14 protein-coding genes and 5 pseudogenes are annotated in these 19,548 nt (G+C 64.7%); 15 read left to right on the forward strand and 4 right to left on the reverse strand.

Annotation, left to right across the window (positions count from 1 at the left end; all coding sequences use genetic code 11):
• Positions 1-43 precede the first annotated feature (43 nt).
• Together AB8Z38_RS05495 and AB8Z38_RS05500 are read right to left on the reverse strand one after the other, a co-directional pair.
• Positions 44-1,419 (reverse strand): annotated as a pseudogene (locus tag AB8Z38_RS05495) (sensor histidine kinase).
• A pseudogene (locus AB8Z38_RS05500) lies at positions 1,416-2,087 on the reverse strand (response regulator). The pseudogenes AB8Z38_RS05495 and AB8Z38_RS05500 overlap by 4 nt, the downstream one beginning before the upstream one ends.
• Before the next feature lie 194 nt (positions 2,088-2,281).
• Between AB8Z38_RS05500 and AB8Z38_RS05505 the strand changes: the two are divergent.
• From AB8Z38_RS05505 to AB8Z38_RS05515, 3 genes are all read left to right on the forward strand, one after another.
• Positions 2,282-2,608 (forward strand): NIPSNAP family protein, encoded by a 327-nt coding sequence (locus AB8Z38_RS05505; protein ID WP_369723459.1) that lies wholly within the window; start codon positions 2,282-2,284, stop codon positions 2,606-2,608.
• Positions 2,609-2,739: 131 nt separating this feature from the next.
• Positions 2,740-3,591: a 3-deoxy-8-phosphooctulonate synthase gene (kdsA, locus tag AB8Z38_RS05510; protein WP_369723460.1), complete on the forward strand. Its 852-nt coding sequence runs from the start codon at positions 2,740-2,742 to the stop codon at positions 3,589-3,591.
• A complete protein-coding gene (locus AB8Z38_RS05515; RefSeq protein ID WP_369723461.1) occupies positions 3,591-4,802 on the forward strand; it encodes an MFS transporter in 1,212 nt (403 codons plus the stop codon). Before kdsA ends, AB8Z38_RS05515 begins: the two co-directional genes overlap by 1 nt.
• Before the next feature lie 121 nt (positions 4,803-4,923).
• Here the strand turns inward: AB8Z38_RS05515 and queF are convergent, their stop codons facing one another.
• Together queF and AB8Z38_RS05525 are read right to left on the reverse strand one after the other, a co-directional pair.
• Positions 4,924-5,376 carry a preQ(1) synthase gene (queF, locus tag AB8Z38_RS05520; RefSeq protein WP_369723462.1) on the reverse strand — a complete coding sequence of 151 codons (453 nt, stop codon included), beginning with the start codon at positions 5,374-5,376 and terminating at the stop codon, positions 4,924-4,926.
• Between the two features lie 28 nt (positions 5,377-5,404).
• The gene (locus tag AB8Z38_RS05525; protein ID WP_369723463.1) at positions 5,405-6,376 is read right to left on the reverse strand and encodes a lyase; all 972 of its coding nucleotides are present in this window, start codon (positions 6,374-6,376) and stop codon (positions 5,405-5,407) included.
• A gap of 177 nt (positions 6,377-6,553) precedes the next feature.
• Between AB8Z38_RS05525 and eno the strand changes: the two genes are divergently transcribed.
• The 12 genes and pseudogenes from eno to lpdA all read left to right on the forward strand — a co-directional run bounded on the left by eno (position 6,554) and on the right by lpdA (position 19,431).
• A complete protein-coding gene (gene eno, locus AB8Z38_RS05530; RefSeq protein WP_369723464.1) occupies positions 6,554-7,837 on the forward strand; it encodes a phosphopyruvate hydratase in 1,284 nt (427 codons plus the stop codon).
• Positions 7,838-7,871: 34 nt separating this feature from the next.
• A pseudogene (locus AB8Z38_RS05535) lies at positions 7,872-9,004 on the forward strand (zinc-binding dehydrogenase).
• Between the two features lie 223 nt (positions 9,005-9,227).
• A complete protein-coding gene (locus AB8Z38_RS05540) occupies positions 9,228-9,779 on the forward strand; it encodes an NADPH-dependent FMN reductase (protein WP_369723465.1) in 552 nt (183 codons plus the stop codon).
• 175 nt (positions 9,780-9,954) lie between these two features.
• Entirely contained in the window at positions 9,955-10,272 is a 318-nt protein-coding gene (locus AB8Z38_RS05545; RefSeq protein ID WP_369723466.1) for a septum formation initiator family protein, read from the forward strand.
• A gap of 108 nt (positions 10,273-10,380) precedes the next feature.
• Complete coding sequence (locus AB8Z38_RS05550) at positions 10,381-11,361, forward strand: GAF domain-containing protein (RefSeq protein ID WP_369726751.1); 981 nt, start codon at positions 10,381-10,383, stop codon at positions 11,359-11,361.
• A gap of 157 nt (positions 11,362-11,518) precedes the next feature.
• Entirely contained in the window at positions 11,519-13,036 is a 1,518-nt protein-coding gene (adh, locus tag AB8Z38_RS05555) for an aldehyde dehydrogenase (protein WP_369723467.1), read from the forward strand.
• Between the two features lie 236 nt (positions 13,037-13,272).
• On the forward strand, positions 13,273-14,295 hold the full coding sequence (gene pdhA / locus AB8Z38_RS05560; protein WP_369723468.1) for a pyruvate dehydrogenase (acetyl-transferring) E1 component subunit alpha: 1,023 nt from the start codon (positions 13,273-13,275) through the stop codon (positions 14,293-14,295).
• Positions 14,296-14,324: 29 nt separating this feature from the next.
• Positions 14,325-15,715, forward strand: a pseudogene (locus tag AB8Z38_RS05565) (pyruvate dehydrogenase complex E1 component subunit beta).
• A 3-nt stretch (positions 15,716-15,718) separates the two neighbouring features.
• Positions 15,719-16,021, forward strand: coding sequence for a DUF5076 domain-containing protein (locus AB8Z38_RS05570; RefSeq protein ID WP_369723469.1), 303 nt, complete (start codon positions 15,719-15,721; stop codon positions 16,019-16,021).
• 2 nt (positions 16,022-16,023) lie between these two features.
• On the forward strand, positions 16,024-16,413 hold the full coding sequence (locus AB8Z38_RS05575) for a nucleoside deaminase (RefSeq protein WP_369723470.1): 390 nt from the start codon (positions 16,024-16,026) through the stop codon (positions 16,411-16,413).
• A gap of 122 nt (positions 16,414-16,535) precedes the next feature.
• The gene (locus AB8Z38_RS05580) at positions 16,536-17,882 is read left to right on the forward strand and encodes a pyruvate dehydrogenase complex dihydrolipoamide acetyltransferase (protein ID WP_369723471.1); all 1,347 of its coding nucleotides are present in this window, start codon (positions 16,536-16,538) and stop codon (positions 17,880-17,882) included.
• A 131-nt stretch (positions 17,883-18,013) separates the two neighbouring features.
• Positions 18,014-19,431 (forward strand): annotated as a pseudogene (gene lpdA, locus AB8Z38_RS05585) (dihydrolipoyl dehydrogenase).
• The last annotated feature ends 117 nt before the right edge of the window (positions 19,432-19,548 follow it).

Here is a 19,548-nt window from a genome sequence, read left to right on the forward strand (position 1 = left end):
GCATTGCGACAGCATTGCGCTTCAGAGGCGGAGGCGAATTGAATCAGCTCTGCCGGATCGGCGGCAGCGAAATCCTGAAGCAGGCGCCGCCGTCGGGACCGTTTTCGACCGAGACGTGGCCGCCATGCAGGAGCACGATCTCGCGAACCATATTGAGGCCAAGGCCGGCGCCGCGGTCGCGCGGCGTGAGCCGATAGAACGGCTCGAAAATCTGTTCACGCTGGTCGGCCGGAATGCCGGCGCCTTCATCGGTGACTTCGATGGTCGCGGGGCTGCTGACACGAATGCCGATGGTGCCGCGGCGCGGGCCGTGCTGGATCGCATTCTGCACGAGGTTGGTCAGCGCGCGTTCCAGCGCGGCTGCGTCGCCGATCGTCTCGATCGGCGTGGCGGGCGCATCGAGCCCCAGCTCGTAGCCGGCGGCAATCGCCAGCGGCGCGAGGTCGGCCGCCGCACTTTGCGCGATCGCAACGAGGTCGATGCGCGCAAATGGATGGGCGCAGCGGTCCAGCCGCTGGATGTCCAGCAATTGCTCGGCGAGCGTTGCCAGCCGCGCGGAATCCTCCAGCAGCCGGGCCTTGTCCGGTCCTGATGGAAGCGACTCCAGTCGCGTGTTCAGGATCGCGATCGGCGTACGCAATTCGTGCGCGGCATCGGCCACGAATCGCTTGTGGCGGGCGTAGCCCTGGTCGAGCCGCGCCAGCGCGTCGTTGACCGCATTCACGAGCGGCACGACCTCCAGCGGAATACTTTCCCGCGACAGCCGCGCGCCGCGCTGATGGATGTCGATGCGCCGTGCCTGGTCCGCGGTGCTATCGAGTCCTCTGAAGGCACGCCGCACGATCATTGGTGTTGCGATGGAGTCGCCGTTGCCATCACCAGCAGGCCGGGCAGGGCGATGCCGAGGAATGCAAGCGAAGTCATGAACAGCGCCTTGGTACCGGTGAGTCTGCCTTGTGTCGCCGTGATGACCTGCACGTTGCCGGCGTCGGTGTCGACCCGCTTCAGCCGCGCCGCTGGCTTGCGCGGATCGTCCTCAAAAAGCTGCCAGCCGAGTCGCGCCTGACTGATCTGGTCGAGGCCGCCGCCGATCGCGGCGAATTCGGCCGGCACGGCACCTTCGGAGAGCGAATGTCCCTGGCGGTCGCGGACCAGGAACCAGAGATCCGGTGCCTCGCCTCGCAACTGCTTCAGCTCGGGCGTCGGCCGCAGGATCAGTCCACCTTGCGGGTGGCGCGCGAGTGCGCGCTGCACGACGTCGATCACGCGATCCTCATCGCGCTCGGCGAGCACGAAGCCGGATGCGCACAACGCTCCGACGACGACGGCCACCATCGCCAGCAGCAGCGCGGCCTGGAGCGAGAGCAGCCGCCAGCTCAGCCGCGAGCGCAGGCAATAGGGATCGTCGTGCTCGCTCATGGTAGTTTCTTCAGGAGATAGCCGACGCCGCGAATGCCGTGGATCTCGATGCCGGCATCCGCCTCGGCAAGCTTGCGGCGCAGCCGCGAGATGTGTGTCCAGCGCGTTCGACGCGATCTCGTCGTCGAAATTATAGACGGCCTCTTCCAGCGCGGAACGCAGCACGGAGCGGCCCATGCGGCGGATCAGGGCTTCGAGCACCAGCAGCTCACGGCGCGGCAGCTCGAACGGTTGGCCGTCGATGCTGGCCTCGCGATGGCCGAGGTCGAAGGCAAGGCGGCCCGCGCGGATGAGGTCCGGGGAAAGGCCTGCGGGCCGCCGCAGCACGGCGCGGAGGCGCGCCAGCAGTTCCTCGACCGCGAATGGCTTGGCCAGATAATCGTCGGCGCCGCTGTCGAGGCCGGCGACGCGGTCGGCGAGCTCGCCACGTGCGGTCAGCACGATGATCGGAACGCCGCCAGCGCGCGTCGAAGCTTCGGGATCAGGGCGAGGCCGTCGCCGTCGGGAAGCTGGCGGTCGAGCAGAACGGCGGCATGGACATCGGCGGAAATGGCCTCTTCCGCCTCCGCAAGGGTCGGGACATGGTCCACCACCATGTCGTAGCGCTTCAGCGCCGACGCCAGCGCGCCGGCCATCTCCGCCTCATCCTCGACGAGTAAAATCCGCATGATCCGCACCTGAAACGCCACTGGGCCATTCTAGCGGCCTGATCATTGCGGCAGCATTGCGGGAACCGGGCACGCGGTGCGTTGCGCGAGCCTGCCCAGCCATGCGCGAAACGCCTCAGGGGCGCCCGGGTGGTGCTCAAGACAGCGTCGTGGCCAATCGCTATAACCGCCGCACTGTTCAGGGAGGAACACGAATGATCTACGAAATGCGGATCTATCGCTGCGTGCCCGGCCGATTGCCGGCGCTGCTGAAGCGGTTCGAGACGGTGACGCTGAAGCTGTGGGAGAAGCACGGCATCAAGCAGGCCGGGTTCTTCACGACGCTGATCGGCGAATCCAACCAGGAGCTGACCTATTTCCTCGCCTGGGAGTCGCTCGCCGACCGTGAAGCGAAGTGGGGCAAGTTCATGACCGATCCGGACTGGGTGAAGGGGCGCACCGAGAGCGAAGCGGACGGCCAGATCGTCGCCAACATCGTCAGCCAGCTCCTGACGCCGACCGCCTTCTCGTCGGTGAAATAACGCCTCCTGGCGCCGCCGGGGCCTTGCGAACAGCCCCGGCGCAACCCTGATATTCGAACGGCCCGGGCCGAACAGGGTTGATCGGCCTCTCATCGCCGCTATGGTCGCGGCGAAAGCGGGGAAAATTCATCGTGAGCTCTTCGATATCAGCGGCGCCAGTCGTCACCATTGGTGCGGTAAAATTCGGGAACGATCTGCCGATCTCGATCATTGCAGGACCCTGCCAGCTCGAAAGCCGCCAGCATGCGCTCGAGGTGGCCGCCGCGCTGAAGGAGATCGCCGCGCGGCTCAATGTCGGCCTCGTCTACAAGACCTCCTTCGACAAGGCCAACCGCACCAGCGCCTCGGCTGCGCGCGGCCTCGGGCTTGCGCAGTCGCTGCCGATCTTCGCCGAAATTCGTTCCTCAATCGGCCTGCCCGTCCTGACGGACGTGCATGATGCCGCGCAATGCGCCGATGTGGCCCAAGCGGTGGATGTGTTGCAGATCCCGGCTTTCCTGTGCCGCCAGACCGATCTGCTGCTGGCCGCGGCCGCAACGGGCAAGGTCGTGAACGTCAAGAAAGGCCAGTTCCTGGCGCCGTGGGACATGGCGAACGTCGTGGCCAAGATCACCAGCGCGAACAATTTCAATGTGCTCGTCACCGAACGCGGCGCGTCCTTTGGCTACAACACGCTGGTCTCGGACATGCGTGCGCTGCCGATCCTGGCGCGCACCACCGGTGCGCCCGTGATCTTCGACGCCACCCATTCGGTGCAGCAGCCGGGCGGGAAGGGGGCTTCCTCAGGCGGCGAGCGCGAATTCGTGCCGGTGTTGGCGCGCGCGGCTGTTGCGGTCGGAGTCGCCGGCGTCTTCATCGAGACCCATCCCGATCCCGATCGAGCCCCCTCGGACGGGCCCAACATGGTGCCGCTGCGCGAGTTCGAAGGGCTGATCCGCACGCTGATGGCGTTCGACGCGCTGGCCAAAAGCACCACGCGCTGATGCACCAGCCTGTGACCGGGCCGTCCTCCGACCAGAAGTTTCCACCTGCGATCAACATCATTGCGCTTGCCGGGTTCTCGGCGGCATTGTCGACGCGTGCGCTTGATCCTGTGCTGCCGCACGTCGCGGAGGATTTTGCGATCAGCATCACGACGGCCGCAAGCATCGCGGCCGGCTATGCCCTGATTTACGCGCTGGTCCAGCCGGTGGTCGGCGCCGCCGCCGATCTGTTCGGCAAGGCGCGATTGATGACGTTGTGTCTGGCGCTGCTCGGTGTGTCCTGCATTCTGGGCGCGCTCGCCACCTCCTTCTCGGGCCTGTTCGCGAGCCGCATCCTCGCCGGCATCGCATCCGGCGGCGTGTTTCCGGTCGCGCTCGGCCTGACCGCCGACCTGGTCGCGCCGGCCAAGCGGCAGGTCGCGATCGGGCGCACGCTGGCCGGTTCGATGACCGGGAACCTGCTCGGCGCGTCGGCGTCCGGCATCATCGGCGATTTGATCGGCTGGCGCGGTGTGCTCGTGGTCCTCGGTGCGCTCGGCCTCGTCGCGGCCGTTGCTGTCGCCGCGGGCTTTCGCGGTGCCGCACTTGCGGCCCCGCCGAAGACCGATCTCAAGACTTTGCGGCAGGGCTACCGCACCATCTTCAAGAATCCCAACACGCGTTACTGCTATTCGGCGGTGTTCGTCGAGGGCTGCTGCGTGTTTGGCCTGTTTCCGTTCATCGCCGCTCTTCTGTTTGACCTCGGTGAAAAGTCGCTCTCGATCGCCGGCATCGTGATCGCGGGTTTTGCGATCGGTGGGCTGTTCTACACCTTCACGGTCTCGCGCTTCCTGCCGTGGCTCGGCGTCAGGGGCATGATGATTGCCGGCGCGAGCCTCGTGGCGCTGCAACTCAGTGCGCTGGCTTTCGGTCCGGGCTGGAAGCTCCAGTTCCTCAGCATGCTGGCGATGGGCTGGGGCTTCTACATGATCCATGGCTGCTTGCAGGTGTTTGCCAGCGAGCTCTCGATCGGGGCGCGGGCGACGGCAATGTCGCTGCACTCGTTCTTCTTCTTCATGGGACAGACCGTCGGACCACTGGCCTATGGCCTCGGCCTTCAGCACGGCGGCAAGGTGCCGACCCTGATCACGAGCGCCGCGATCATGGTGGTGCTGGGCCTCCTCTGCGGCCGGATGCTCAAGCCTCGCGCTCCGGCTGATGCACGCGCCTGACGGAAGTAGCCAATCGACCTCGCTCGTCAGCGAGCCGCGAACGATAGCGTAGGGCGCCGGGCGGCGCGATCAGGCAAGGTCCGTCGCCGCGTGATGCGATTTCATCGTCATTCGTCCCCAGCTAGCCCCGCCCGCGATAGGGCGCGACGCCTTGCTCCGGCACCCACAGCCCTTTCGGCACACGGCCGGTCTGCCAGAACACGTCGATCGGGATGCCGCCGCGTGGATACCAATAGCCGCCGATGCGCAACCATTTTGGCTTGATCTCGGAGGCGATGCGCTTGCCGATCATCACGGTGCAGTCCTCGTGGAAGGCGCCGTGGTTGCGGAAGCTCGCGATGTAGAGCTTTAGCGACTTCGACTCCAGCAGCCACGGACCGGGTGCGTAGTCGATCATCAGATGCGCGAAATCCGGCTGGCCCGTCACCGGGCACAGCGAGGTGAACTCCGGCACGGTGAAGCGGACCAGATAATCGGTGCCTTTCTGCGGATTGGGCACGTGGTCGAGCTGGGCTTCTTCCGGAGTGTGCGGCCATTCGACCGCGCGGCCGAGCTGGAGGGTCTTTTTCGCCATCGTGTTTGCGTCCTTTTGGGACGCTTCTTTAGGCGATCGTCTGGACCATGACCACCCTGTCGTTGCCGGACTCGCAGCCCCAGAGTTCGCCGGGCCGACCATCGAGCTGGCGGACATTGGCGTTGGCGCGGTCGCTCGGGAAGCTGGTGAACTTTTCTGTCGCGGGATCGAAGCGGACGATCGCGTTGGCCGAAAAATCGGTCAGCCAGACCTTGTCCTTGTCATCGACATAGATCGCATAGGCACGCGGGCGCTCGCCCGGCAGCTTCCATGTCTTCCAGGAGACTTCCGCGGGGTCGTGCACCGAGACGTGACCGCTATTCCACTCGCTGACCCAGATCCGGCTCTTCGAATCCGACCAGACCCGCCGCGCGCCTTGGTTCGGCGTCGGCGGCTCGACCACTTTGGCGTTGCCGGTTGCAAGGTCAATCTTCGCGATATAGCTGCCGGCGAGCGAGGCGTACCAGACATCGCCCCTGGGCGTGACCGCAATGCCGTAAGGACCGACGCCCTTCGGCGCCTTGAACACGGTCATCTCGCCGGACTTCGGTGCCAGGCGGCCATAATAGCCGGACTGGCCGGTGAACCAGTAGGTGCCGGCCTTGTCGAACACGCCGGTATTGAGATTGGCGTAGGCGAATTTTTCGGGCAGGTGGAACAACGTGACCTTGAGATCGGAAGGATCGACCCGCGCAATCGCGTTCTGGCCACCTTCGGTAATCCATGGCGCCCCGTCGGGTCCGATCGTCACGCCGTGCGGGGCGGCGCCTTGGCCGAGGCTGATGGTCTTGAAGGTGCCTTCGCTCGGATCGAGTCTGCCGAGCAGGCCCTTGCCCTGTGCGGTGAACCAGACCGTGCCGTCGGACGCGGGGGCAAGGTCATGCAAGCCGATGCCGGGGCTAATGGGAAAATATTTTGTTCGGAACGGGCCTTCCTGCGCAAAACTTGGGCGGGTTGCGAGGAGGGCGGCGCTTGAGGCAAGAAACTGGCGGCGATTCATGGCGTTACCCCGACTGTTTCAGAATGAGGTTGGACGCGCAGACCAAGCGGCCTCAAGCTTAGCCCTGAGCGCTTCAAGCGTCAGTCGAAGCGGGGTATCCAAGCGTTCACATTTGCTTGCGCTCCGTGTAAGACCCGCGGCGAACCGATCAGCTCCAACGAACGGAAGTGCAACATCATGACAGCCATCGTCGATATCATCGGACGCGAAATCCTGGATAGCCGCGGCAATCCCACCGTCGAGGTCGATGTCGTGCTGGAAGACGGCGCGCTCGGGCGCGCCGCCGTGCCATCCGGCGCCTCCACCGGTGCCCATGAGGCGGTGGAGCTGCGCGACGGCGACAAGGCCCGCTATCTCGGCAAGGGTGTCACCAAGGCGGTCGGCTCCGTCAATGGCGAGATCTTCGAGGCCCTGAGCGGCATGGATGCCGAGCAGCAGGTCCAGATCGACCAGATCATGATCGACCTCGACGGCACCGCGAACAAGAGCCGGCTCGGCGCCAATGCCATCCTCGGCGTCTCGCTCGCCGTCGCCAAGGCGGCCGCGAACTCGCTCGACATGCCGCTCTATCGTTACGTCGGCGGCACCTCGGCGCGACTCTTGCCGGTGCCGATGATGAACATCATCAATGGCGGCGTGCATGCCGACAACCCGATCGACTTCCAGGAGTTCATGATCCTGCCGGTCGGCGCGTCCTCCTTCGCCGAAGGCCTGCGCTATGGTGCCGAGGTCTTCCACACCCTGAAATCGGAGCTGAAGAAGGCCGGCCACAACACCAATGTCGGCGACGAGGGCGGCTTTGCCCCGAACCTGCCGTCGGCGGACGCCGCCCTCGAGTTCGTCATGAACGCGATCGGCAAGGCCGGCTACAAGGCGGGCACCGACATCGTGATCGGCCTCGACTGCGCCTCGACCGAGTTCTTCAAGGACGGCAAATACGTCTATGAAGGCGAGGGCAAGTCCCGCTCGGTGTCCGAGCAGGCCAAATATCTTGCCGACCTCGTCCGCCGTTATCCGATCGTGACCATCGAAGACGGCATGTCGGAAGACGACATGGACGGCTGGAAGGAGCTCACCGACCTCGTCGGCAAGAAGTGCCAGCTCGTCGGCGACGACCTGTTCGTCACCAACGTCAAGCGCCTCGCCGAAGGCATCAAGGCGGGCCGCGCCAACTCGATCCTGATCAAGGTCAACCAGATCGGCACGCTGACCGAGACGCTCGCCGCCGTCGAGATGGCGCACAAGGCCGGCTACACGTCGGTGATGTCACACCGCTCCGGCGAGACCGAGGATTCCACCATCGCTGATCTCGCGGTGGCCACCAATTGCGGGCAAATCAAGACCGGCTCCCTTGCGCGTTCCGATCGCACCGCCAAATACAACCAGCTGCTGCGCATCGAGCAGCAACTCGGCAAGCAGGCGCTCTACGGCGGCAAGGCGGCACTGAAGGCGCTGGCATAAGCCAGCGTTTGGACGAAACAAGGGGAGGATCGACATGAGCGACGGTAAGACCGGACTGCAACTGCGTTCGCTGATCAAGGCGAGCGGTGAGCTGGAAATCTCCCTGCTCGACGTGCCGACCCCCGAACCCGCCGCGGACGAGGTCGTCGTCCGCGTCGAGGCGGCGCCGATCAACCCGTCCGACCTCGGGCTTCTGATCGGCGCGGCCGATATGAGCACGGCGAAGGCATCGGGCGCGAAAAGTCTCCGGTCGTCACCGCGAAGGTGCCGGAAGGCGCGATGCGGGCGATGGCGGGCCGGCTCGACGAATCCATGCCGGTCGGCAACGAAGGCGCCGGCGTCGTCATCAGGACAGGCTCGTCGGATGCCGCGAAGGCGCTGATGGGCAAGACCGTCGCCATGATCGGCGGCGCGATGTATTCGCAGTACCGCACCCTGAAAGTGCGCGAGTGCCTGCCGCTGCCCTCAGGCACGACGCCGGCCGAGGGCGCATCCTGCTTCGTCAATCCGCTGACAGCGCTCGGCATGACCGAGACCATGCGGCGCGAGGGTCACAAGGCGCTGGTGCATACCGCGGCCGCCTCCAATCTCGGGCAGATGCTGAACAAGATCTGCATCAAGGACGGCATCCCGCTGGTCAATATTGTGCGCAGCAAGGAGCAGGCCGACATCCTGCACAAGATCGGCGCCAAATACGTCGTCGACTCCTCCGCGCCGAGCTTCCTCGGCGATCTCACCAACGCGTTGGTCGAGACCGGCGCCACCATCGCCTTCGACGCCATCGGCGGCGGCAAGCTTGCCGGCGATATCCTCAATTGCATGGAAGTCGCGATCAACAAGACCGCGAAGGAATACAGCCGCTACGGCTCCAACGTGCACAAGCAGGTCTACGTCTACGGCGGCCTCGACGTCCGCCCGATCGAACTCCCGCGCGGCTTCGGCATGGCCTGGGGCGTCGGCGGCTGGCTGCTGTTTCCGTTCCTGATGAAGATCGGGCAGGCCGACGGCGCCAAGCTGCGCCAGCGCGTGGTCGACGAATTGAAGACGACCTTCGCGAGCCACTACACCAAGGTGGTGTCGCTTTCCGAGACGCTCGATCCGGCCAATATCGCGGTGTACGCCAAACGCGCCACTGGCGAGAAATTCCTGATCGCTCCGAATAAGTAACTCCGTTGGCCTGTGGGCCAACGATCTGACGAAACCACATTTGCGCCGAAGATCAGGCCGCCGCTTGGCGGCCTGATCGTTTTGGGCAACGATCTCCTTTGGCGAAACGCTGCGTTTCCAAATCGGATCGGTTCATGCACTTGCATACATCGGTCGGGATCGATTAACTGCCGGCCCGGCACTCCCGCTCAAGATCTCCGGGACAACACATCAAGGACAACCCATGGCCTACAATATCGTCGTGATCGCCGGCAGCCTGCGCAAGGACAGCTTTTCGCTGAAGGTCGCCAACGCGCTCGCAAAACTCGCGCCGGCCTCCCTCAGGCTCGAGGTCATCACCCCGGCGGGGATCTCGTTCTTCAACCAGGACCTCGAGGGCGCCCCGCCAGCTGACTGGCTCGCGTTCCGCGACAAGCTCCAGAAGTCGGACGGCATCATCTTCGTCACGCCGGAATACAATCGCTCCATCCCCGGCGTGCTCAAGAACGCCATCGACGTCGCCTCGCGGCCCTATGGCAAGAGCTCGTTCAACGGCAAGCCGGTCGGCATCATTTCCAACTCGCCGGGTCCACTCGGCGGCGTCAGCGCGGCCAAGCATCTGCAGACCATCCTGCCGGGCATTTCCGGGCCGATCCTGCAACAGCCGGAGGCGTATCTGAACGCTGTCGGCGACGCCTTCGATGCCGGCGGCAATCTGGTCAAGGACTCCCTGAAACCGGTGCTCCAGGCCTATGTCGACGCGTTTGCCGCGCACGTGGCGAAGCATCACGGCTGAGGCCGACTTCGCCGCGCCCGGGTGGCGAGTTCTTCATCCTGGAGGCGATCGCACAGCGGTCGTCTCGAAGGGTTCGCGACGGCACTTCGCGCGCGCCGCCTCACCATGAGGATCCGGAAGCGCGCGTGCAGGGGACATTAGCAGTCCCTTAACCAAGCTGCCCCATCTTGCCAAAATGGTCTCGCGCGCGCGCCTGAAATCGATCCTGACCGGTCTTGCCCTCTATGCGATGGCGGCTGCGATCGTCGGCTATTTCGGCGTCAACGCCTATACCGGCAAATACGGTCTCAACGCCCGCCAGGAACTCGATCAGGAGATCATCGCGCTCACGAGCGAACTGGCGCAGCTCAAGCGCGAGCGCGCCAGGAACGAGCAGCGGGTCTCGCTGCTGCGCTCGGAGAAGATCGATCCCGACACGCTGGACGAGCAGGCGCGGTTTCAGCTCGACTATGTCAATCCGCATGATCTCGTGCGGATGATCCCGCCGAACTGATCAGAGCGTCGCGAGCCTGGCTGCACCGTCGGCGGCGACCTTTTGATGAATCCCACGCTGCACGCCAGGTTTGACGCAGATCAATCAGGCAGCGCCGGCACACTCTAGATTGCCGCCCGGAGGAACAGTGATGAATGGGCAAACCCCCGGCATCACGCGGCCCGCGTCGAGGCTGCCATCGCGTCAGGCCAGGCGGCTCGCTCCGCGCTCGTGGCCTCGTGGCGCCGTTCGTCCCGGCTGCATCATCTCGATCCCGGCGGCCGCCACGCGCCGATGCGGCTGAGCGAAGCCGAGTTGCGAGCGGCGCGCGAGCGCATCGCGCCGCTACTGTGCGCCGCGCGCGGGGCCATGGACCGGCTCTATCAGGCGGTCGGCACCGCCGGCTGCTGCGTGCTGCTGGCCGATGGCGACGGCGTGCCGGTCGATCGTCGCGGCACTCCGGCCGACGATGCCACCTTCGACTCCTGGGGGCTGTGGACCGGTGCGCTGTGGAGCGAGGAGCACGAGGGGACCAACGGCATCGGCACCTGCGTCGTCGAGCAGCGTCCGCTGACGATCGACCGCGATCAGCACTTCTTCACCCGCAACACGTTGCTGAGCTGCACCGCAGTTCCGATCTACGATCATGACGGGAGGTTCGCCGGTGTGCTCGACGTCTCCTCTTGCCGCGCCGACCGCACCGATGCCTTCGCCAGTCTGATCGCGCTCGCGGCCGGCGAGGCGGCCAGGCGGATCGAGGCCGACCTGTTTCGCAACGCGTTCGCCCATGCCCGCATCGTGCTGACACCGGCCATTGATGGCCAGTGTGGTGGTCTGGTCGCAGTGGACGCGGATGATCTCGTCATCGGCGCGACAAGATCCGCCCGGATCGGACTTGGAATTGCGCCCGGCCGCCCGTTGCAGCCGGTGCCCGCGGCCGATCTTCTCGGCGGCGATATCGCGCACGATCACCTGGCCCGCGGTCAGCGCGCGGTGCTGCAGCGGGCGCTGCTCCGCGCCGGCGGCAATGTATCGGCCGCCGCCAAGGCGCTCGGCGTCAGCCGCGCCACGCTGCACCGGAAGCTCAACCGGTTCGGGCTGAACCATTAGCGTTCGCGGTCGTCCGTCGTCACTGTCGCAGAACTGCGACAGGTCGGCTCGATCGTCGTCTCCGCCCGGGCTGACAGAACACCACTCCCGCGACATGGTCGGCGCAAGTCGTGAGCACACGACGGATTGCGCAAACAGCAAACATCGGGAGTGATCAATGAACAAGGTGGAATTCCTCAGCGTCACCAAACATCCCTTCGCCGCACGCTACGACAATTTCATCGGCGGCAAGTTCGTCGCGCCGATCTCGGGCCGGTATTTCGACAATGCCTCGCCGGTGAACGGCCAGATCGTGTGCAAGATCGCGCGCTCCGACAGTCAGGACGTCGAGGCCGCGCTCGACGCCGCGCATGCGGCCAAAGCTGCTTGGGGACGCACCAGTATCGCCGAGCGCGCCGCGATCCTGAACAAGATCGCCGATCGCATGGAAGACAATCTCGAGCGCCTCGCGATTGCCGAGACCTGGGACAATGGCAAGCCGATCCGCGAGACCCGCGCCGCCGACCTGCCGCTGGCGATCGATCACTTCCGCTATTTCGCCGGCGTCGTGCGCGCCCAGGAAGGCTCGATCGGCGAGATCGACCACGACACCATCGCCTATCATTTTCACGAGCCGCTCGGCGTCGTCGGCCAGATCATCCCCTGGAACTTCCCGCTGCTGATGGCCTGCTGGAAGCTCGCGCCCGCGCTCGCCGCCGGCAATTGCGTGGTGCTCAAGCCCGCCGAGCAGACGCCGGCCTCGATCATGGTCTGGGCCGAGATCGTCGGCGACCTCCTGCCGCCCGGCGTGCTCAACATCGTCAACGGCTTCGGCCTCGAAGCCGGCAAGCCGCTGGCCTCGAGCCCGCGGATCGCCAAGATCGCGTTCACCGGCGAGACCACGACGGGCCGACTGATCATGCAATATGCCAGCCAGAACCTCATTCCCGTGACGCTGGAGCTCGGCGGCAAGTCGCCGAACATCTTCTTCAAGGACGTCACCGCCGAAGACGACGACTTCTTCGACAAGGCGATTGAAGGCTTCGTGATGTTCGCGCTGAACCAGGGCGAGGTCTGCACCTGTCCGAGCCGCGCGCTGGTCCATGCGGACATTTATGACCGCTTCATGGAGCGGGCGCTCAAGCGGGTTGCCGCAATCAAGCAGGGCGATCCGCGCGAGGCCGACACCATGATCGGCGCGCAGGCCTCTAGCGAGCAGTTGGCAAAAATCCTCTCTTACATCGACATCGGCAAGCAGGAGGGTGCGAAGGTCCTCGCCGGGGGCGGACGTGCCGAGCTGCCAGGCGATCTCGCCGACGGATTCTATGTCCAGCCGACCGTCTTCGAGGGGCACAACAAGATGCGGATCTTCCAGGAGGAGATCTTCGGCCCCGTCGTTTCCGTCACGACCTTCAAGGACGACGACGAAGCGCTCGCGATCGCCAACGACACGCTTTATGGCTTGGGGGCCGGCGTCTGGAGCCGCGATGCCAACCGCTGCTACCGCTTTGGCCGGGCGATCCAGGCCGGGCGGGTCTGGACCAATTGCTACCATGCCTATCCGGCGCATGCGGCCTTCGGCGGCTACAAGCAGTCGGGCGTCGGGCGCGAGAACCACAAGATGATGCTCGATCATTACCAGCAGACCAAGAACCTCCTGGTCAGCTACAGCCCGAAGAAGCTCGGCTTCTTCTGACGGGCACGAGAGGGCGGCGCCTTTCTGGCGCCGCCCTCTGCCGCAAACGGCCGCGACGGGAGAAGCCACGCAGCGCCGGTGATTAAATTTGTTGCCGCATCAGCGCCAAAGATTTTCCAATATTTCGATCACGTTGCAGTGCGGCATAATGAAAGTGGTGCCATGCCGCCGCGGCGCTTTCGCGCGCGATTGAGTTAGGTTAGAGAGGGCTTAGTTTTCTCTGACCCGGAATTCCTATGGCCGCACCTAAGAAAGCCGCCGCAAGCACCTCACACGACAAGACCAACGGCGGCTCGCCCCCGGAATTCACCAGGGAGCAGGAGCTGAAGGCGCTCCGCGACATGCTTTTGATTCGGCGGTTCGAGGAGAAGGCCGGCCAGCTTTACGGCATGGGCGCGATCGGCGGCTTCTGCCATCTCTATATCGGCCAGGAGGCCGTGGTGGTCGGCATGCAGATGGCCCTGAAGCAGGGCGATGAGGTCATCACCGGCTATCGTGACCACGGTCATATGCTTGCCACCGGCATGGAGGCCAAGGGCGTGATGGCCGAGCTCACCGGCCGGCGCGGCGGCTATTCCAAGGGCAAGGGCGGCTCCATGCACATGTTCAGCAAGGAGAAGCATTTTTACGGCGGCCATGGCATCGTCGGCGCCCAGGTCTCGCTCGGCACCGGGCTTGCGTTCGCCAATCATTATCGCGGCAACGACAATGTCAGCGTCACCTATTTCGGCGACGGCGCGGCCAACCAGGGCCAGGTCTATGAGAGCTTCAACATGGCGGAGCTCTGGAAGCTGCCGGTGATCTACGTCATCGAGAACAACCGTTATGCCATGGGTACGTCGGTCTCACGCGCCTCTGCGCAGCAGGATTTTTCCAAACGCGGCGCGTCCTTCAATATTCCCGGCATGCAGGTCGACGGCATGGACGTCCGCGCGGTCAAGGCCGCCGCCGACGAGGCCACCGCCTGGTGCCGGGCCGGCAAGGGACCGATGATTCTGGAAATGCAGACTTACCGCTATCGCGGCCACTCGATGTCCGACCCCGCAAAGTACAGAACGCGCGAGGAGGTCGAAAAGGTCCGCCATGACCAGGACCCGATCGAGCAGGTGCGCAACCGCCTGCTCGCGGCCAAGGTCAGCGAGCAGGATCTCAAGGCGATCGACGCGGAGGTGCGTGAGATCGTCAACGCGTCCGCCGATTTTGCCCAACACGACCCCGAGCCGGATCCCGCCGAGCTCTGGACCGACGTTTACCGCTGAACGCGCGCAAGCTTTCCCTTGGAGTCGATATGCCAATTCAAGTGCTGATGCCCGCGTTGTCGCCCACGATGGAGAAGGGCAACCTCTCCAAATGGCTGAAAAAGAGGGTGAGACGATCAAGTCCGGCGATGTCATCGCCGAGATCGAGACCGACAAGGCCACCATGGAGGTCGAGGCGACCGACGAGGGCACGCTCGGCAAGATCCTGATCCCCGAGGGCACCGCCGACGTGGCCGTCAACACGCCGATCGCGACCATTCTGGCCGATGGCGAGAGCGCGGCCGATCTTGCGAAAACGCCCGCGCCTGCGCAGCAGCACAAGGCCGCGGAGTCCGCGGCTCCTGCCGCCGCAAAGGCCGAAGCGCCGCAGCCCAAGGCCGCACCGTCCGCGCCGCAAGCGGTGGCCGAACCTGATCCGGAGGTGCCCGCCGGCACCGAGATGGTGACGCAGACCATCCGTGAAGCCTTGCGCGACGCCATGGCCGAAGAGATGCGCCGCGACGCGGACGTCTTCGTGATGGGCGAAGAGGTCGCCGAATATCAGGGCGCCTACAAGGTCACGCAGGGGCTGCTCCAGGAATTCGGCGCCAAGCGCGTGATCGACACGCCGATCACCGAGCACGGTTTTGCCGGCATCGGCGTCGGCGCCGCGATGACCGGATTGAAGCCGATCGTCGAGTTCATGACCTTCAACTTCGCCATGCAGGCGATCGACCAGATCATCAACTCCGCGGCCAAGACGCTCTACATGTCCGGCGGCCAGATGGGCTGCTCGATCGTGTTCCGCGGCCCGAACGGCGCCGCCGCGCGCGTTGCCGCCCAGCATAGCCAGGATTACGCATCCTGGTACTCCAACATTCCGGGCCTGAAGGTTGTCGCGCCGTTCTCGGCGGCCGACTACAAGGGTCTGCTCAAGGCTGCGATCCGCGATCCCAATCCGGTGATCTTCCTCGAGAACGAGATGCTCTACGGCCATACCGGCGAAGTGCCGAAGCTCGACGACTTCGTGATCCCGATCGGCAAGGCGCGCATCGTACGCTCCGGCAGCCATGTCACGATCATCTCCTGGTCGAACGGCATGAGCTATGCCCTGAAGGCGGCCGACGAGCTCGCCACGGACGGCATCGAGGCCGAGGTCATCGACTTGCGCACGCTGCGGCCGATGGACACCGAGACCATCATCAACTCGGTCAAGAAGACCGGCCGTGCGGTGACGGTGGAAGAGGGCTGGGCCCAGAGCGGCGTCGGTGCCGAGATCGCCACGCGCATCATGGAAAACGCCTTCGACTATCTGGACGCGCCGGTCGCGCGGGTCACCGGCAAGGACGTGCCGATGCCCTATGCCGCGAACCTGGAGAAGCTCGCGCTGCCCTCGGCGGCCGAAGTGGTCGAGGCCGCCAAAGCCGTCTGCTACAGGTAGGCCATGGCGGGCCCGAAGGAGCAGCCATTGCCGCCCGACGTCCTCGCCCGCGACGATGCGGTCGAGATTCTGCGCGTGTTCGTGCTGGACGGCGGGTTGTCGATGGCGTTCCAGCGTGCTTTCGAAGAGCCGGATATGTGGGGCCTGCTGTTGGTCGATCTCGCCCGCCATGCCGCGCGCGCCTATGCGCGCGAGAGTGAATATACCGAGGAGGACGCCATGAACCGTATCCTCGAGATGTTCCAGGCCGAGATCGAGCGACCGACCGACACCGGAACGACCACACCACGGGCGAAGGGACACTGACCGTGGCAGTTGAATCCCGCCACTTCGATTTCATGCTGGAGGCGATCCGCGAGGCGGAAGCCTCGATCGCGCAGGGCGGCCTGCCGATCGGCGCCGTGTTGACGCGCGACAACAAGATCATCGCCCGCGGCCATAACAACCGTGTGCAGGAGAACAATGTCATTCTGCACGGCGAGATGAGCTGCTTGCGCGAGGCCGGCACCATCTCATTCCACGACACCGTCATGTACACCACGCTGTCGCCATGCTCGATGTGTGCCGGCGCGCTCGCTTTGTTCAAGGTCTCGCTGGTGGTGATCGGAGAATCCGTCACTTTCGCGGGCTCCAAGGACATTCTCGACAAGTTCGGGATTCCTGGATCGACCTTGCCGACGACCGCTCGATCACCATGATGAAGTCGTGGCGTTCCATCCCTGCCAATGAGCGCCTCTGGCAAGGCGACATCGGCAACTAACCTGGTCTGTTCGTCCTCGCTCCCGGGGACGAATTTTTGAAAGTTCTTCGTGAGGTCAGCATGCCCATCAACATCCTGATGCCCGCTCTTTCGCCAACGATGGAGAAGGGCAACCTCGCCAAGTGGCTGAAGAAGGAAGGCGACAAGGTCAAATCCGGCGACATCATCGCCGAGATCGAGACCGACAAGGCGACCATGGAGGTCGAGGCCATCGACGAAGGCACGATCGCCAAGATCCTCGTCGCCGAGGGCACGCAGGACGTCCCGGTCAATGACGTGATCGCGGTGCTGGCCGGCGAAGGCGAGGATTTGAAGGCGGCAAGTGCGGGGGCTGCGAAGCCCAGCGCCTCCGCTGCGCCACCCAAAGCCGCTGCAGCTCCCGCTGCTGCGCCGGCGCCCGCACCCGCTGCTCCGAAAGCTCCGCCGCCTGCCGCCGCACCGCAGGCTGCGGCTCCGGCTGCACAGAGCAACGGCCATGGCGGTCGCGTATTCTCCTCACCGCTGGCGCGCCGTCTCGCCAAGGATGCCGGTATCGATGTTGCGATGGTGACGGGGAGTGGTCCGCACGGCCGCGTCGTTGCGCGCGACGTCGAGCAGGCCAAGTCCGGCAAAGGCCTTAAGGCACCCGCCGCGGCTCCATCCGCGGCGCCGTCGGTTGCGCCGACCATGTCGGACAAGCAGATCCTGTCGCTGTTCGAGCCCGGCTCCTACGACGTCGTCCCGCATGATGGCATGCGCCGCACCATCGCGCAGCGCCTGACCGCGTCGATCCAGAACGTGCCGCACTTCTACCTCACGATCGATTGCGACATCGGCAAGCTGCTCGCCGCACGCGAGGAGATCAACGCGGCTGCTCCCAAGGACAAGGAGAAGAAGCCGCTCTACAAGATCTCGGTCAATGATTTCGTCATCAAGGCGATGGCCGTGGCGCTGCAGAGGATCCCGAACTGCAATGTGAGCTGGACCGAGTCCGGCATGGTCAAGCACCACCATTCCGACGTCGGCGTTGCGGTCGCGATGCCGGGTGGCCTGATCACGCCGATCATCCGCAAGGCCGAGACCAAGACGCTCTCGACCATCTCCAACGAGATGAAGGATTTTGCCGCCCGCGCCCGCTCGCGCAAGCTCAAGCCCGAGGAATACCAGGGAGGCACCACCGCGGTCTCAAATCTCGGCATGTTCGGCATCAGCCACTTCACGGCCGTGATCAATCCGCCGCATGCGACCATCCTCGCGGTCGGCACCAGCGAGGAACGCCCCGTCGTGCGCGGCGGCAAGATCGAGATCGCAAATATGATGAGCGTGACCTTGTCCTGCGATCATCGCGCCATCGACGGCGCGCTCGGCGCCGAGCTGATCGGCGCGTTCAAGCAGCTGATCGAAAACCCCGTCATGATGATGGTCTGAGCCGAGAGCTGTGAATACGTAGGGTGGGCAAAGGCGCAAGGCGCCGTGCCCACCTTGTTTCGTACGCGTTAAACGGCGGTGGGCGCGCTTCGCTTTGCCCACTCTGCGAAGTCAGTTGAACGGGAGCCCGCATGGCCGACACATCCTTCGACGTCATTATCATCGGCTCCGGTCCTGGCGGCTATGTCACGGCGATCCGGGCTGCGCAGCTCGGCTTCAAGGTCGCGATCGTCGAAAAATCCTATCTCGGCGGCATCTGCCTGAACTGGGGCTGCATCCCGACCAAGGCGCTGCTGCGCTCGGCGGAGATCTATCACTACATGCAGCACGCCAAGGATTACGGTCTGTCGGCCGACAACGTCTCGTTCGATCCGAAAGCCGTGGTGCAGCGCTCGCGCGGTGTCTCCAAGCGGCTGAATGATGGCGTCGGCTTCCTGATGAAGAAGAACAAGGTGAGCGTGATCTGGGGCGCGGCCTCGATCGACGGGCCCGGCAAGGTCACGGTGAAGAAGTCCGACGTCGAGGGGCCGAAGGGCGCGCTGGGCGAGGGCAGCTATCAGGCCAAGCACATCATCCTCGCGACCGGCGCGCGGCCGCGCGTGCTGCCGGGGCTCGAGCCCGACAAGAAGCTGATCTGGACCTATTTCGAGGCGATGGTTCCGGAGCGGATGCCGAAGTCGCTGCTGGTGATGGGCTCGGGCGCGATCGGGATCGAGTTCGCATCTTTCTTCAAGACGATGGGCTCTGATGTCACGGTGGTCGAGGTGCTGCCGCAGATCTTGCCGGTCGAGGACGCCGAGATTGCCGGTCTGGCCCGCAAGCGCCTTGAGAAGCAGGGTATCAAGATCCTCACCAACACGGGTGTAACGAAGCTCGAGAAAAAGAGCGACAGCGTCGTCGCAACGCTGGACGACGGCAAGGCCAAGCAGACCGCGGAATTCGAGCGCGTGATCTCGGCCGTCGGCGTCGTCGGCAACATCGAGAATCTCGGCCTCGAAAAGCTCGGCGTCAAAACCGATCGCGGTTGCATCGTGATCGACGGTTACGGCAAGACCAACATTCCCGGCATCTACGCCATCGGCGATGTCGCAGGCCCCCCATGCTCGCGCACAAGGCCGAGCATGAAGGCGTGGTCTGCGTCGAGGCGATCAAGGGCCTGCATCCGCATCCCATGGACAAGTTGATGATCCCGGGCTGCACCTACTGCCAGCCGCAGGTCGCCTCGGTCGGCCTGACGGAAGCCAAGGCCAAGGAGAACGGCCGCGAGATTCGCGTCGGCCGCTTCCCCTTCGTCGGCAACGGCAAGGCGATCGCGCTCGGCGAGGACCAGGGCCTGGTCAAGGTGATCTTCGACAAGAAGACCGGCCAGCTGCTCGGCGCCCATATGGTCGGCGCGGAGGTCACCGAGTTGATCCAGGGCTACGTGGTCGCCATGAATTTGGAGACCACGGAAGAAGAGCTGATGCACACGGTCTTCCCGCATCCGACCCTGTCGGAGATGATGAAGGAGGCTGTGCTGGATGCTTATGGGCGGGTGTTGAATATCTGATGGGCGCGCGTCGCATCTGCCAGTCCGTCATCCTGAGGTGCGAGCTGCGCGGTGCGCAGCGCCGTGCAGAGAGCCTCGAAGGATGAACGGCCGAGATGCAGCAGCGGGGCTGTCGCT

It is taken from the genome of Bradyrhizobium sp. LLZ17 (assembly GCF_041200145.1).
GTDB lineage: Bacteria > Pseudomonadota > Alphaproteobacteria > Rhizobiales > Xanthobacteraceae > Bradyrhizobium.

Excerpts from the sequence above, each read along its gene's own strand:
- AB8Z38_RS05525 (WP_369723463.1), bottom strand. The coding sequence starts at position 6,376 with ATGAATCGCCGCCAGTTTCTTGCCTCAAGCGCCGCCCTCCTCGCAACC.
- AB8Z38_RS05505 (WP_369723459.1), top strand. The coding sequence starts at position 2,282 with ATGATCTACGAAATGCGGATCTATCGCTGCGTGCCCGGCCGATTGCCG.
- adh (WP_369723467.1), top strand. The coding sequence starts at position 11,519 with ATGAACAAGGTGGAATTCCTCAGCGTCACCAAACATCCCTTCGCCGCA.
- AB8Z38_RS05570 (WP_369723469.1), top strand. The coding sequence starts at position 15,719 with ATGGCGGGCCCGAAGGAGCAGCCATTGCCGCCCGACGTCCTCGCCCGC.
- AB8Z38_RS05515 (WP_369723461.1), top strand. The coding sequence starts at position 3,591 with ATGCACCAGCCTGTGACCGGGCCGTCCTCCGACCAGAAGTTTCCACCT.
- AB8Z38_RS05580 (WP_369723471.1), top strand. The coding sequence starts at position 16,536 with ATGCCCATCAACATCCTGATGCCCGCTCTTTCGCCAACGATGGAGAAG.
- AB8Z38_RS05540 (WP_369723465.1), top strand. The coding sequence starts at position 9,228 with ATGGCCTACAATATCGTCGTGATCGCCGGCAGCCTGCGCAAGGACAGC.
- AB8Z38_RS05545 (WP_369723466.1), top strand. The coding sequence starts at position 9,955 with ATGGTCTCGCGCGCGCGCCTGAAATCGATCCTGACCGGTCTTGCCCTC.
- pdhA (WP_369723468.1), top strand. The coding sequence starts at position 13,273 with ATGGCCGCACCTAAGAAAGCCGCCGCAAGCACCTCACACGACAAGACC.
- queF (WP_369723462.1), bottom strand. The coding sequence starts at position 5,376 with ATGGCGAAAAAGACCCTCCAGCTCGGCCGCGCGGTCGAATGGCCGCAC.
- eno (WP_369723464.1), top strand. The coding sequence starts at position 6,554 with ATGACAGCCATCGTCGATATCATCGGACGCGAAATCCTGGATAGCCGC.